Annotated in this window: 14 protein-coding genes; 3 read left to right on the plus strand and 11 right to left on the minus strand. The window is 70.4% G+C overall.

Annotated elements, in window-relative coordinates:
- The 7 genes from VGD85_RS11415 to VGD85_RS11445 form a co-directional block, all read right to left on the minus strand.
- Nucleotides 1-371: GTP-binding protein (locus tag VGD85_RS11415; protein WP_331063562.1), on the minus strand; the 371-nt coding region annotated here is incomplete at its 3' end.
- 83 nt (nucleotides 372-454) lie between these two features.
- On the minus strand, nucleotides 455-2,566 hold the full coding sequence (gene fusA, locus VGD85_RS11420; RefSeq protein ID WP_331063563.1) for an elongation factor G: 2,112 nt from the start codon (nucleotides 2,564-2,566) through the stop codon (nucleotides 455-457).
- A gap of 74 nt (nucleotides 2,567-2,640) precedes the next feature.
- Entirely contained in the window at nucleotides 2,641-3,111 is a 471-nt protein-coding gene (gene rpsG / locus VGD85_RS11425) for a 30S ribosomal protein S7 (protein WP_331063564.1), read from the minus strand.
- Between the two features lies 1 nt (nucleotide 3,112).
- On the minus strand, nucleotides 3,113-3,487 hold the full coding sequence (gene rpsL / locus VGD85_RS11430; protein WP_331063565.1) for a 30S ribosomal protein S12: 375 nt from the start codon (nucleotides 3,485-3,487) through the stop codon (nucleotides 3,113-3,115).
- Between the two features lie 134 nt (nucleotides 3,488-3,621).
- A complete protein-coding gene (locus VGD85_RS11435) occupies nucleotides 3,622-4,995 on the minus strand; it encodes an MFS transporter (RefSeq protein WP_331063566.1) in 1,374 nt (457 codons plus the stop codon).
- Nucleotides 4,996-5,018: 23 nt separating this feature from the next.
- Entirely contained in the window at nucleotides 5,019-5,471 is a 453-nt protein-coding gene (locus tag VGD85_RS11440; RefSeq protein ID WP_331063567.1) for a MarR family transcriptional regulator, read from the minus strand.
- A gap of 123 nt (nucleotides 5,472-5,594) precedes the next feature.
- Nucleotides 5,595-7,055, minus strand: a complete 1,461-nt coding sequence (locus VGD85_RS11445; RefSeq protein ID WP_331063568.1) for an NCS2 family permease — start codon at nucleotides 7,053-7,055, stop codon at nucleotides 5,595-5,597.
- A 48-nt stretch (nucleotides 7,056-7,103) separates the two neighbouring features.
- On the opposite strand from VGD85_RS11445, the gene VGD85_RS11450 reads away from it, so the two are divergent.
- The gene (locus VGD85_RS11450) at nucleotides 7,104-7,394 is read left to right on the plus strand and encodes a DUF2530 domain-containing protein (protein ID WP_331063569.1); all 291 of its coding nucleotides are present in this window, start codon (nucleotides 7,104-7,106) and stop codon (nucleotides 7,392-7,394) included.
- Nucleotides 7,395-7,415: 21 nt separating this feature from the next.
- Here VGD85_RS11450 and VGD85_RS11455 read toward each other — a convergent pair whose 3' ends face one another.
- Together VGD85_RS11455 and VGD85_RS11460 are read right to left on the minus strand one after the other, a co-directional pair.
- Nucleotides 7,416-8,207 carry a hypothetical protein gene (locus tag VGD85_RS11455; RefSeq protein ID WP_331063570.1) on the minus strand — a complete coding sequence of 264 codons (792 nt, stop codon included), beginning with the start codon at nucleotides 8,205-8,207 and terminating at the stop codon, nucleotides 7,416-7,418.
- Nucleotides 8,208-8,293: 86 nt separating this feature from the next.
- The gene (locus VGD85_RS11460; protein ID WP_414690801.1) at nucleotides 8,294-9,088 is read right to left on the minus strand and encodes a DUF3027 domain-containing protein; all 795 of its coding nucleotides are present in this window, start codon (nucleotides 9,086-9,088) and stop codon (nucleotides 8,294-8,296) included.
- 42 nt (nucleotides 9,089-9,130) lie between these two features.
- Between VGD85_RS11460 and VGD85_RS11465 the strand changes: the two genes are divergently transcribed.
- Nucleotides 9,131-10,504, plus strand: a complete 1,374-nt coding sequence (locus VGD85_RS11465; protein ID WP_331063572.1) for an MFS transporter — start codon at nucleotides 9,131-9,133, stop codon at nucleotides 10,502-10,504.
- A gap of 42 nt (nucleotides 10,505-10,546) precedes the next feature.
- Here the strand turns inward: VGD85_RS11465 and VGD85_RS11470 are convergent, their stop codons facing one another.
- Nucleotides 10,547-10,942, minus strand: coding sequence for a cold-shock protein (locus VGD85_RS11470; RefSeq protein WP_331063573.1), 396 nt, complete (start codon nucleotides 10,940-10,942; stop codon nucleotides 10,547-10,549).
- 54 nt (nucleotides 10,943-10,996) lie between these two features.
- Entirely contained in the window at nucleotides 10,997-12,415 is a 1,419-nt protein-coding gene (gene larE / locus VGD85_RS11475) for an ATP-dependent sacrificial sulfur transferase LarE (protein ID WP_331063574.1), read from the minus strand.
- A gap of 89 nt (nucleotides 12,416-12,504) precedes the next feature.
- On the opposite strand from larE, the gene VGD85_RS11480 reads away from it, so the two are divergent.
- Nucleotides 12,505-13,649: S8 family serine peptidase (locus VGD85_RS11480; RefSeq protein WP_331063575.1), on the plus strand; the 1,145-nt coding region annotated here is incomplete at its 3' end.

The following is a 13,649-nucleotide window of genomic DNA, read 5'->3' on the forward strand; positions in this document are numbered from 1 at the left end:
AGCAGCACGTGCTCACGGGTCTGCGGCATCGGGCCGTCGGTGGCGGCGACCACGAGGATCGCGCCGTCCATCTGGGCCGCACCGGTGATCATGTTCTTGATGTAGTCCGCGTGACCCGGGCAGTCGACGTGCGCGTAGTGACGCGCCTCGGTCTGGTACTCGACGTGCGCGATCGAGATCGTGATGCCGCGCTGACGCTCCTCCGGAGCCTTGTCGATCTCGTCGAACGGCGTGAACGGGTTCAGGTCCGGGTACTTGTCGTGCAGGACCTTGGTGATCGCCGCGGTGAGCGTCGTCTTGCCGTGGTCGATGTGACCGATGGTGCCGATGTTGACGTGCGGCTTGGTCCGCTCGAACTTCGCCTTAGCCACTGTGGGCTCCTCCTGGTTGGGTTGTTACTTGACTCGTACTTGCTGGTGGTACTGCCGAGGGTCCGGACTGCAACCGCGAAGGGTTACTCGCCCCGCACCTTCTTGATGATCTCGTCGGCGATGCCCTGGGGGACCTCGGCGTACGAGTCGAACTCCATCGAGTACGAAGCCTGGCCGGAGGTCTTCGACCTCAGGTCGCCAACGTACCCGAACATCTCGGACAGCGGCACGAGGGCGTTGATGACCATGTCACCGTGACGCTCCTCCTGTGCCTGGATCTGGCCGCGTCGGCTGTTGATGTCGCCGATGACCGTGCCGAGGAAGTTCTCCGGCGTGGTCACCTCCACCGCGAACATCGGCTCGAGCAGGACCGGCTTCGCCTGGCGCGCGGCCTCCTTGAAGGCCTGGTTGCCGGCGATCTTGAACGCGAGCTCGGAGGAGTCGACGTCGTGGTAGGCGCCGTCCTCGAGTGCGACCTTGACATCGACCATCGGGTAGCCGGCGAGCACGCCGAACTCCATCGCCTCCTGGGCGCCCTGGTCGACCGACGGGATGTACTCGCGCGGCACGCGGCCACCCGTCACGTTGTTGACGAACTCGTAGCCCGCACCGGTGCCGGTCTCGGGGTCGATGCTCGGCTCGATCGAGATGACGACCTTCGCGAACTGACCCGAACCACCGGTCTGCTTCTTGTGCGTGTAGGAGTGGTTCTCCACCTTGCGGCGGATCGTCTCGCGGTAGGCGACCTGCGGCTTGCCGACGGTGGCCTCGACGCGGAACTCGCGACGCATCCGGTCGACGAGGATCTCGAGGTGGAGCTCGCCCATGCCGGCGATGATCGTCTGGCCGGTCTCCTCGTCGGACTTGACGGTGAACGTCGGGTCCTCGTCGGAGAGGCGCTGGATCGCCGTGCCGAGCTTCTCCTGGTCACCCTTGGTCTTGGGCTCGATCGCGACCTCGATCACCGGGGCCGGGAACGTCATCGACTCCAGCACCACCTGGTGCTGCGGGTCGCAGAGGGTGTGACCGGTCTTGGTGTCCTTCAGACCCATCACCGCCACGATCTGGCCGGCGCCGACCGACGCGATCTCCTCACGCTTGTTGGCGTGCATCTGGTAGACCTTGCCGATCCGCTCCTTGCGGCCGTTGACCGAGTTGACCACGGTCGAGCCGGCCTCGAGCTTGCCGGAGTAGACCCGGACGTAGATCAGCTTGCCGAGGTGCGGGTCGCTGGCGATCTTGTAGGCCAGGCCGGAGAACGGCTCGTCGTCGGCGGGCTTGCGGGAGATCTGCTCGTTCTCGTCCTTGACCGAGTGGCCGACGATCTCGCCGATGTCCAGCGGCGAGGGCAGGTACTTCACGACCGCGTCGAGCAGGGGCTGCACGCCCTTGTTCTTGAACGCGGTGCCGCACAGGACCGGGTTGACCTTGTCGGCCAGCGTCGCGCGACGGATCGCCGCCTCGAGCTCCTCGACGGAGAGGTCCTCGCCCTCGAGGTACTTCTCCATGATGTCGTCGTCGGCCTCGGAGAGGGTCTCGAGGAGCTTCTCGCGGTACTCGGCGGCCTGCTCGGCCAGCTCCGCGGGGATCTCCTCGACCTCGTAGTCCTCACCCATCTTGGTCTCGCCGCGCCAGGTGAGCGCGCGCATGCCGACCAGGTCGATGACCCCGAGGAAGTCGGACTCGGCACCGATCGGCAGCTGGAGGACCAGCGGGGTGGAGTTGAGGCGCTCGACCATCATGTCGACGCAGCGGAAGAAGTCCGCGCCCGTGCGGTCGAGCTTGTTGACGAAGCACATCCGGGGGACGGAGTACTTGTTGGCCTGCCGCCACACGGTCATGGTCTGCGGCTCGACACCGGCGACACCGTCGAACACCGCGACCGCGCCGTCGAGGACGCGCAGCGAGCGCTCGACCTCGGCGGTGAAGTCCACGTGACCCGGGGTGTCGATGATGTTGATCTGGTGGTTCTTCCACCAGCAGGTCGTCGCGGCCGACGTGATCGTGATGCCGCGCTCCTGCTCCTGCTCCATCCAGTCCATCGTGGCCGCGCCCTCGTGGACCTCACCGATCTTGTAGTTGATCCCGGTGTAGAAGAGGATGCGCTCGGTGGTGGTGGTCTTGCCGGCGTCGATGTGCGCCATGATGCCGATGTTGCGGACCTTGTTGAGGTCCGTGGTGATGTCGACAGCCACTGTCTGTGCGTTCCTTAGAAAGTAGGAAGTCTGGTGGGTGGTGGGAGCTTGGGGGTACCCAGCTCCCACCCGAGTCACCAGCGGTAGTGCGCGAAGGCCTTGTTGGACTCGGCCATCTTGTGGGTGTCCTCGCGCTTCTTCACCGCGGCACCGAGGCCGTTGGAGGCGTCGAGGATCTCGTTCATGAGGCGCTCGGACATCGTCTTCTCGCGACGGGCCTGGGCGTAGCCGACCAGCCAGCGCAGCGCGAGCGTGGTGCCACGCCCACCCTTGACCTCGATCGGGACCTGGTAGGTCGCACCGCCGACGCGGCGGGACTTGACCTCGATGGCGGGCTTGACGTTGTCCAGTGCACGCTTCAGCGTGACGACCGGGTCGGTGCCGGTCTTCTCGCGGCAGCCCTCGAGGGCGGTGTAGACGATGCGCTGCGCGACCTGCTTCTTGCCGTCCTGCAGCACCTTCGAGACGAGCTGGGAGACCAGCTGCGACCCGTAGACGGGGTCGATGTCGATCGGCCGCTTCGGAGCGGGACCCTTGCGCGGCATATCAGCTCTTCTCCTTCTTGGCGCCGTAGCGGCCGCGGGCCTGCTTACGGTTCTTCACACCCTGCGTGTCGAGCGTGCCGCGGATGATCTTGTAGCGGACGCCGGGAAGGTCCTTCACCCGGCCGCCACGAACGAGCACGATCGAGTGCTCCTGGAGGTTGTGGCCGACGCCCGGGATGTACGCCGTGACCTCGACGCCACTCGACAGGCGCACACGGGCGACCTTGCGGAGAGCGGAGTTCGGCTTCTTCGGAGTCGTGGTGTAGACGCGGGTGCACACACCGCGTCGCTGGGGCGAACCCTTGAGGGCAGGCGTCTTGTTCTTCGACACCTTGTCCTGGCGGCCCTTGCGGACCAACTGCTGAATGGTGGGCACCGGGTGGTTCCCCTTCTTTTCCGCTCTCAGTACGGACGCCCTGTCCGCACGGTGTACTGCTCTGTGTCCGGGTGGTGCTAGGTCAACCCTCGTCGCTGCCCCCGAGGTCGGGCGTGTCGCCCCGACCGCGCTTGTCAACGAGATCCGGTGAGGGCTTTCGTCGACGGGCTTCCGGTGCCGGACTCGAGAACCTGACTCCCCGATTGCTTCCGGGCACGCGCAACGGCCTGGTTGTCCCAGACACGAGGAAAAAGGCTACCCGGGTGGCTGGGCACGGTCAAAACGGTGCGCAGGCCACTGTCGAGGCGGGCGTGCACGGCCAATGCCAAGAGTACGCCGGCGATGGTGAGCACCCCGCCGATGATCAGCGACCACCGGGCACCGAGGTGCTGGCCGACGGCCCCGATGATCGGCGCGCCCACCGGCGTACCGCCCATGAGGATCGTCATGTAGAGGGCCATGACCCGCCCGCGGAGGGCCGGTGCGGACTCCAGCTGGAGCGTCGCGTTGGCCGAGCTGAGGAACGTCAGCGTGAAGAAGCCGATCACCGGGGCGAACACCGCGAACGCGACGTACGTCGGCAGCAGGCCGGCCACGATCTCGGCCACGCCGAAGCCCAGGGCCGCCACCACCAGCAGCCGCACCCGGATCCGGACCCGCCGGGCCGCCAGCAGCGCTCCGGTCAGGGAGCCGACCGCCAGCGCCGAGCCGAGCACGCCGTACTCCCCCGCGCCCTTGCCGAACACCTCGGTCGCCATCAGCGCGGAGGTGATCTGGAAGTTCATGCCGAAGGTGCCCGCGAAGAACACCATGATCATGATCAGCACCATCTTGGGCTGGCTGCGCACGTAGCGGACGCCCTCGACCAGCATCCCGGGCTCGCGGTGCTGGAGCTCGGCTGGGTGCAGGAGCGCCGCCTCCATCCGCTGCAGCTGGGCGATCACGGCCAGGTAGGACGCCGCGTTGACGAGGATCACCCAGCCGGTCGCCTGCGCGCCGCCGCCGAGGGCGCCGATCATCAGGCCCGCCACCGCGGGGCCGAGGATGCGCGCGGCGTTGAAGCTCGCGGAGTTGAGGCCGACCGCGTTGGTGAGGTCGTCGGGGCCGACCATCTCGGAGACGAACGACTGGCGCGCCGGGCCGTCGAACGCGGCGCCGATGCCGAACAGGAACGCGATCAGGTAGACGTGCCAGGTCTGCGCGACGCCGAGGACGGCCACCAGCCCGAGGGCGAGCGAGGCGAGCGCCATCATCGCCTGGGTGACCTGGAGCAGGCGGCGCTTGGGGAACCGGTCGGCCACCACGCCGGCGTACGGGCTCAGGAGCAGGATGGGGAGGAACTGCAGACCCGTGGTGATGCCGAGCTCGCTGCCGCTGTTGCCGGGCAGCTGGAGCACCAGCCAGTCCTGGGCCACGCGCTGCATCCAGGTGCCGGTGTTGGAGACGAGACTGCCGGCGAGGTAGCGCCGGTAGTTGGGGTTGCGCAGCGAGCGGAACGTGGGACTCAAGGTGTGGTGGTCAGTCCTTCTGGTCAGTCGCGTTGGGCGAGGTGGGCGAGGATCGGGGCGGCCTGGCGCAAGATCGCGCGCTCGTCGGGCGTCAGCTCCCGGAGCCGCTGGGCCAGCCAGGCGTCGCGTCGCTCCCGGTCGGCGAGCACGCGGGCCCGGCCCTGCTCGGAGAGCTCGACCACGACCTGGCGGCCGTCGGTGTCGTGGGGGCGGCGTACGACGTCGCCGCTCTCCTCCAGGCAGTTGACCGTGCGGGTCATCGACGGGGGCTGGACGCGCTCGGCGGCCGCGAGCTCGCCGATGGTGAGCCCACCGCCGGTGCGGTAGAGCACCCCGAGGACGCCCATCTGGTTGATGCTCAATGCGTTGTCGGGGTGGCGCTCGCCGGCGAGGCGGCGCCGCAGGCGCATGACGCTGAGTCGGAGCTCGGAGGCGAGCCCGGCGTCCGTCTTCGAGACCTTCTGCAGCGTCGGCATATCGTTAGCATAACTCATTACCTGCGCTAACGATTCCCGCTATGAGATGCCGAGTCGGCGCCAGTTCTCGGAAACTGGCGCCGACTCGGCGGGGTTGAGCGGGAAACTGGCGCCGACTCGGCGTCAGGTGAGCCAGTTGGTGATCGGGCTGATCCCGAAGTAGACGACGAACAGGGCAGCGACCACCCACATCAGCGGGTGGATGGCGGCGAAGCGGCCGCGGATCACCTTGATGAGCACGTACGCGAGGAAGCCGGCGCCGATGCCGACCGAGATCGAGTAGGTGAACGGCATCAGCACGATCGTGAGGAACGCCGGGATGGCGATCTCGAGGTCGTCCCAGTCGATGCCCCTGACCTGCTGCATCATCAAGAAGCCCACGAGGACGAGCGCGGGGACCGCGGCCTCGGAGGGGATGATCTCGACGATCGGCGCGACGAAGATCGCGGCGAGGAACAACAGGCCCGTGACGACCGAGGCGAGGCCGGTGCGGGCACCCTCACCGACGCCGGAGGCCGACTCGATGTAGGAGGTGTTCGACGAGACGCCGGCGGCACCACCGGCGGCCGCGGCGAGCGAGTCGACCACGAGGATGCGGCGGGTGTTCGGCGGGGTGCCGTCCTCCTGGAGCAGCCCGGCCTCGGCGCCGATCGCGGTCATCGTGCCCATGGTGTCGAAGAAGTCCGCGAGCATCAGCGTGAAGATCAGCAGCAGCACGGTGACCACGCCGGCGTTGTCCCAGGAGCCGAGCAGGCTGAACTCGCCCAGGGTGTCGAAGTGCGGGGTCGCGACGATGTCGTCGGGCCAGGCCGGGACGTTGAGGCTCCAGCCCTTCGGGTTTTCGGTGCTGGGGCCGAGGTCGGCGATCGCCTCCACGATGATCGCCAGCACCGTCGTGGCGATGATCGAGATCAGGATCGCGCCGCGGACCTTGAGCACCCAGAGGCTGATGATGAGCACCAGGCCGATCGCGAACACCAGGACCGGCCAGCCGGAGAGCTGACCGTTCTGACCGAGCTGGACCGGCACCGTGCTGTGCGCGGCATCGGGGATGCGGCGTACGAACCCCGCATCGACGAAGCCGATCAGCGCGATGAACAGGCCGATGCCGACCGAGATCGCGATCTTCAGCTGCGCCGGCACCGCGTGGAACACCGCCTCGCGGAACCCGGTCAGCACCAGCACCAGGATCACCAGGCCCTCGATCACGACCAGACCCATGGCGTCGGCCCAGGTCATCTGGTTGGCGACCGAGAACGCGACGAAGGCGTTCAGGCCGAGCCCCGTGGCGAGCGCCAGCGGGTAGTTGGCCGCGACTCCCATCAGGATCGTCAGGACGCCGGCGACGAGCGCGGTGCCGGCGGCGATCGCGGCCAGGTTGGGCTCGCCGTCGGAGGAGCCGAGGAGGTTGCCGTCCTGGTCGGCCGCGAAGCCGATGATCAGCGGGTTCAGCACGATGATGTAGGACATCGTGAAGAACGTGACGAGACCGCCGCGGATCTCGCGTTCGACGGTCGAGCCACGCTCGGTGATCTTGAAGTAGCGGTCCAAGCCGCTGCGACCCGTGGTCGTCTGAGTGCTCACGGACCGCAAGCATCCCAGACCCGGGGGCCGTCGACTAGCGTGTCTCGCGTGGAGCTTCGCGACGACCAGCCGCTGCAGCACGAGATCGGCAAGCGCACCTTCTTCGTGGCCGACGTCGAGCCGCTCGACGTCGACGGCGTACGCACGGTCGAGGTCGGTACGGCGCTGTGGTTGATCGGCTTCCTGGCGCTGCTGCCGTTCTACGGGCGCCTCGAGAACTCCGGCAACGAGTGGTGGCTGTGGACGTGCCTGTCCGGCTTCGGGCTGGGGCTGTTCGGGCTCGAGTACTGCCGGCGGCGCCGCAAGGCGCGCGGCGAGCGGGCGGCCGTACCCGGGTAACCGCCGAGGCCGACTGAACCCTCACGGCTTCTTGATGATCACCGTCTGGTCCCAGATCTCTGCGCAGGAGCGGTAGGCATCAGGGCAGGGCTGCTGGGTGGAGTCACGAACATTCCGGATCTCCTGCCCCGAGCCGCCCCACACGAGGCGGGGCTTCCCGTTGTTGAGGTCGAGCCGGACGTCGACCACGGGCCCGATCCGACCGCAGTAGTACTTCTTCGGCGGGGCGTCCGGGATCGCGATGTTCGCCGCGAACAGCGCCCAGGACTGCCAGCTCTTCTTGACCTTCCACGGGATGGCCGTCAGCGCCTTCAGCGTCTTCAACGCGGTGTCGCTGAACTTCTGGGGCGAGGCCGTGCACCGATCCGCCTCGAGCCGAACCCTCGTGGCCTTCACGCCACGGAGGTACACGGCATAGCCGGTGTCCCCAGAGGCAGGCTTGATGCGGGTGACCTTTCCGCCCCTGATCGTGAGGGAGAGGTCGTTGTGCGGCGTCGATGCATCGACGTCGTAGATCGACCACTTGCCCCCGGACTTGCACAGCTCCAGCTTGAGCCTGGCACGGCCGAGGTCTGCCTTCCTGATCACCGTGTGCTTGGTGGTGATCACCTCCCCGCTGGTGCGGACCTTCACCCAATAGGTCGTCGTGGTCTCGGTGCTCTCGAAGGACACCCGCTTCGTCACGAGCCTGCTGCAGCCGGCGGCGTCGGCAGCACTCGGCCGCAGCGGCGAACCGGGCACGGCGAGTGCCGTCAACGCGAGCGCGAGCAGCGCCACGCCCAGCCGGACGGCATGAGAACGAGACAACGACACGATGACCTCCCGAGGCGCGTGTGGCGACACCCTAGGAGCGCAGCCGGGCCTGGGGCGACCCCGTTGCAGAAACCTGCAACGCCGAGTCAGAAGAGCTCGATGTCGTCGGGGTTGATCGTGTCGACCACGGGGTCCGGCAACGGCTGCGGCTCGTGCTTCTTGGCCAGCCGCACCTCGGAGTGGGCGCCACAGCCGTGGTCGAAGGAGACGATCCGGCCGTCGTCGTTGGCGTCGCCGTTGGCGCAGACGCCGAACAGCTCCGCGAGCGGCCCGGCGATGCGCATCAGGAACCCGCAGGTGGTGCAGTTGTCCGGCGCCGAGCGCGCGAGCGGGGCCTCCGGCCCGCCGTTGCCGTCGTACCACCGCTGCGCGGCGAGTTCGCGACCCTCCGGCGAGAGCGTGCGCACCCGGCCCAGCCCGAGGTCCTGGGCGACCTGCCGGACCTGGGCCTTGTCGTCCGCATCGAGCGGATCGTCGCCGAAGGAGTACGTCGGGACCAGCCGCGGATCGTCGTCGTCCACCGGCAGCAGGTCGCCCGGGGAGAGGTCGCCGGGCTTGATGCGCTCGCGGTAGGGCACCCACGGCGGGGCCACGATCGCCTCGGCGCCGGGGATCAGCACGACCTCGTCGACGGTCACGTGCTTCTGACGGGGCGCCCGGGCCAGCGTGACCGACCAGCGCCAGCCGACGTACCCGGGACGCTCGCACGCGAACAGGTGGGTGACCACGCGCTCCCCCTCGACGACGTGCTCGAGGTGGTCGCCGACGTCGGCCGCGCCGACCTGCTCGACGAGGGCGTCGCGGGCGACGTCCACGGCCGCCACGGTGGCGGAGTCGGGCTTGGGACGTGCGGTCGTGATCACCACGGAATCATGACTCATGTCCGCGCCGACTGTCAGGTCGGGTGCGGCAGGATGGGACGCATGTCCGCCCCGTCGCCCGAGACACCGACCACCGGGCCGGGGACCCGGGTCGCCCGCGGGCTGGGTGCGACCGCGCGCGCGACCCGACGGTTCGGCAGCTTCACCGTCCGCCAGGCCAAGCGGGCCGCGGAGGCCCAGGGCGCGGGCGAGTCGGGGCTGTCGCGGCTGATCCAGATGCACACGTTCAACACCGCCGGCGACGCGGCGGTGGCGATCTCGCTCGCGGGGACGCTGTTCTTCCAGGTGCCCTCGGGCGAGGCGCGGGGCCAGGTCGCGCTGTTCCTCGGGCTGACCATGCTGCCGTTCGCGATCGTCGCGCCGCTGATCGGGCCGTTCCTGGACCGGTTCGCCCACGGCCGGCGCTGGGCGATCGGCGCGACGATGGCGATCCGGGCGTTCCTGTGCTGGGTGCTGGCCGACGCGGTCGTCACCGAGTCGACGCTGCTGTTCCCTGCGGCGCTCGGTGTCCTGGTGGCGTCCAAGGCGTACGGCGTGACCCGCGCGGCCGCCGTACCCCGCCTGCTGCCGGAGGCGTTCACGCTGGTCAAGGCCAACGGCCGGGTGTCGATGTCCGGCATCGTGGGCGTCGCCGTCTCGGCCCCGATCGCGGGCCTGGCCTCGCTCGCCGGGCCGGAATGGGTGCTGCGCTACGCGTTCGTGCTGTTCGTGGTGGCCACGGTCGCGGCGATCCGGCTGCCGGCCCGCGTGGACTCCAGCCAGGGCGAGGAGGAGATGGTGCTCCGCGGGGCCGCGGAGCAGCGGGGCTCGGGACGGCGGCGCACCCAGATCCCCGCGGCGGTCGCCTACGCGCTCCGCGCGAACTGCGGGCCACGCTGGCTCTCGGGCTTCCTCATCATGTTCATGGCCTTCCTGCTGCGGGAGAACCCGATCGGGGACTGGAGCCCGCAGGTGCTCACCGGGATCGTGGTCGGTGCCGCCGGACTGGGCAACTTCCTCGGCGTGGTCGCCGCGTCGGTGCTCAAGCGGATCAGCCCGGCGATCACGGTGACGGCCGTGCTCGTCGTCGACGTCGGCGTCGCGGTGGTGGCGGCCCTGTTCTACGGCGTGCTGAGCGTCGCGCTGCTCGGCCTGGTCGCGGGGCTCGGCCAGGCGCTCGCGAAGTTCTCCCTGGACGCGACGATCCAGCGCGACATCCCCCACCGGGTCCAGGCCAGCGCGTTCGCCCGCAGCGACACCACGCTGCAGCTGGCCTGGGTGATCGGCGGGTTCGTCGGCATCGCGTTGCCGCTCGACCCGCCCCGGCTGGGCCTGGGGGTCGCCGCGGTCGTGCTCGGGGCGTGGGCGGTGTTCGTGCTGGCCAATCACCCGCGACGCGCAGCGCGCGAGCCGGCGCCGTCGACCCGGCAGCTCTGAGGCCCGAGTCCGGACGACCTCTCCCGCATCAACGGTGGGAAGTCACGACTCGAGCTCGTCGGCGAGGGCGCGGAGCAGCTTGGCGACGGGCTTGGCGGTGCGGGCGTCGGGGTGGCGACCGTGGCGGTAGGCCTCGCCGACGCCGTCGAGCAGCCGGATCAGGTCCTCGACGATCGTGACCATCTCCTCGGGCTTCTTGCGCCGGGCGTCGCGCTGGGCGCGGGAGACCGACGCCGGCGCGTCGAGGATCCGCACCTGGAGCGCCTGGTCGCCGCGGCGGCCCTGGGCGATGCCGAACTCCACCCGGGTGCCGGCCTTGAGGCTCGTGGTGCCGGTCGGGAGGGCCTCGGTGCGCACGTAGACATCGGGGCCGTCCTCCTGGGAGAGGAAGCCGAAACCCTTCTCGGCGTCGAACCACTTCACCTTGCCAGTGGGCACGGTCTGACCTCTTCTTGCTCGTACTCGGCTGCTGCTGGACCAGGACGCTCCAGCCTATAGCGCCTCGTTCATCGAGCCCGACCGGAATCCGCGGGGGTCGACCTCGGCGTCCGCGAAGCCGGCCCCGCGGACGGCATCGACCACGCTGGCCTCCAGCTCGGCGGGCATCGGGAGCAGCGTCGCGTCGACCTCGATGCGCGCCCGATCGCCCAGGTCACGGACCCGCAGGTCGCGCAGGCCGGCGTCGGCCAAGAGCATCCGGACGGCGGTCTCGGCCCGGTCCACCCGGCCCAGACGGTACGGCGTGACCTCCACGCCGTAGGCGACCCGGGACGACAGGCACGCGGCCGCGGGCTTGTCCCACGTGGGCAGCCCCCACCGGCGGGAGGCCTCCCGCACCTGGGCCTTGGTGAGCCCGGCGTCGCGCAGCGGGGCGATCGCACCGCGCTCGTCGGCGGCCCGGATGCCGGGTCGGAAGCCCGCGACGGCGTCGTCGGCGTTGGTGCCGGTCGCGACGTGGGCGAGCCCGTGGGCGGCGGCGAGCGGCGTGAGCACGTCGAGGAGCTCGGCCTTGCAGAAGTAGCAGCGGTCGGCGCCGTTGGCGCGGTAGCCCTCGCGCTCCATCTCGTGGGTCGCCGGGGTGAGCACCTCCACGCCGAGCGAGGCCGCGAACTCGCGGGCGGGGTCGCGCTCGGCGAGCGGCAACGAGTGGGAGTAGCCGGTCGCGGCCGCGACCCGGTCGGGACCGAGCGCACGCACGGCCGCCGCGAGCAGGAACGCGCTGTCGGCGCCGCCGCTGTAGGCGACCAGCACCGAGCCGCGCTCGCGCAGGTCGGCCGCCAAGGCGTCGAGACGCAGCTCCAGGAGGTGGTCCTCGAGCCAGGCGGGGAACTCCGCGAGGGTCTCGAGCACCACGTCGGTGCCGGCCTCCAGCAGCTCCTCCCGACCGCACCCACCGGTGAGCACCGACACGCTCAGGGCCCCGGCGGCCTTGGCGCCCTCGACGTCGTGGACGTGGTCGCCGACGTAGATCGTGGCGCCCTCCCGACGCAGCACGTCGGCCTTCCCGACGCCCCACACCCAGCCCTCGAGGTGGTCGACGTCGAGCCCCAGGTGGTCGAGGTGGAGCTGGGCGTTGGCGGGGTACTTCCCGGTGACCACGAGCACCCGGCCGCCGTGGCGGCGTACGGCGGCGATCGCGTCCTCGGCGCCGCCGAGCAGCGGCACCGACGCGATGGCGTGGTCGGGGTAGAGAGCCCGGAACCGGTCGCCGGCCGGGCCGACGGCGTCGGCGGCGAGGTGCTCGCCGAGCATCACGTCGAGAGGCGGGCCGAGCCGGGCGGTCATCTGCTCGACGGGGAACTCGACCCCGAGCTCCGCGCCCAGCGCCCGCAGCACGGCCCCGAACCCGGGCGTGGTGTCGATCAGCGTCATGTCGAGGTCGAAGCCGACGACGAGGGGCGCTGCGTGCATGGCACCAAGACTAGGGAACCGTGGAAACACTTCCGAACCACCTGTCACACTGGGTGGTTCACACGACCGGAAACCGCGAGGGGGTGCCGATGGCCACGCTGCGCATGCTCAGCGCGGGACTCGCCGCCGCCCTCAGCGCTGCCCTCACCGCCACGACGCTCGCCGTGCTGTCGCCGGCCACCGCCACCGAACCCGACACCGACGATCCGGGCGACCAGCCGGGACCCGCGGCGATCTACCTGGTGACGCTCACCGGGCCCGGCACGTCCGGCAGCGGAGCGGACCTGTTCGGCGCCGCCCGGATGCACGCCGACCAGGACGCGGTGCTCGACAGCGTCGGCGGCGCGGAGCCGGTCTATCGCTGGACGACGGCGCTCAACGGCTTCGCCGTACGCCTCTCGGCCGAGCAGGCCGCCGGCCTGCGGACCGACCCGCGGGTCGCTCTGGTCGAGCGCAACGCGGTGCGCCCGCTCGCCGGGCGCCGCCCGACGGCGACCGGTGTGCTCGGGCCGGGCGGGACGAGCCGGGGCGGCGCCGGCGTCGTGGTCGGTCTGGTCGACTCGGGCCTCTGGCCGGACTCGCCGCTCTTCTCCGCGGTCAGCGGCCTCGGTCGGGCGCCCGGCGGGTTCACGGGCACCTGCGAGACCGGCGCCGGCTGGTCCGAGGACGCCTGCAACGGCAAGGTGGTCGGCGCGCGCTGGTTCGTCCACGGGTTCGGCGCCGACCGGCTGCGCTCCGCGTCCTCCCTCTCCCCGCTCGACGACGACGGGCACGGCACCCAGGTCGCCTCGATCGTCGCCGGCAACGCCGACGTGCCCGCGCGGGTGCGCGGCCAGCGCGTCGGCAGCTACACCGGCGTCGCGCCACAGGCCCGGCTCGCGGTCTACAAGGCCTGCTGGAGCGCCCCCGACCCGCGCGACGACGGCTGCGCGAGCGCCGACCTGGTCGCCGCCATCGACGCGGCGACGGCCGACGGTGTCGACGTGCTCAACCTGTCCGTCGGCGGACCCGCGCGCCTCGACACCGTCGAGCGGGCCCTCCTGGGCGCCACCGAGGCCGGCGTCGTGGTGGTCGGCGCGGCCGGCAACGCCGCCCGGTCCCCGGCCGCCCACCGCGACCCGTGGGTGACCACGGTGGGCGCGACGACCGGGCCCGAACGTCGCGGCCGGGTCATGCTCCCCGACGGCGTCTCGTACGCCGGCGCCATGGCCGCTTCTCGCGGCGTCGGGCCGGC

The sequence above is a fragment of the Nocardioides sp. genome (assembly GCF_036401255.1).
Classification (GTDB): Bacteria; Actinomycetota; Actinomycetes; order Propionibacteriales; family Nocardioidaceae; genus Nocardioides.

Coding starts and splice junctions, on each gene's coding strand:
- VGD85_RS11465 (WP_331063572.1), top strand. CDS start 9,131: ATGTCCGCCCCGTCGCCCGAGACACCGACCACCGGGCCGGGGACCCGG.
- VGD85_RS11460 (WP_414690801.1), bottom strand. CDS start 9,088: ATGAGTCATGATTCCGTGGTGATCACGACCGCACGTCCCAAGCCCGAC.
- rpsG (WP_331063564.1), bottom strand. CDS start 3,111: ATGCCGCGCAAGGGTCCCGCTCCGAAGCGGCCGATCGACATCGACCCC.
- VGD85_RS11440 (WP_331063567.1), bottom strand. CDS start 5,471: ATGCCGACGCTGCAGAAGGTCTCGAAGACGGACGCCGGGCTCGCCTCC.
- larE (WP_331063574.1), bottom strand. CDS start 12,415: ATGCACGCAGCGCCCCTCGTCGTCGGCTTCGACCTCGACATGACGCTG.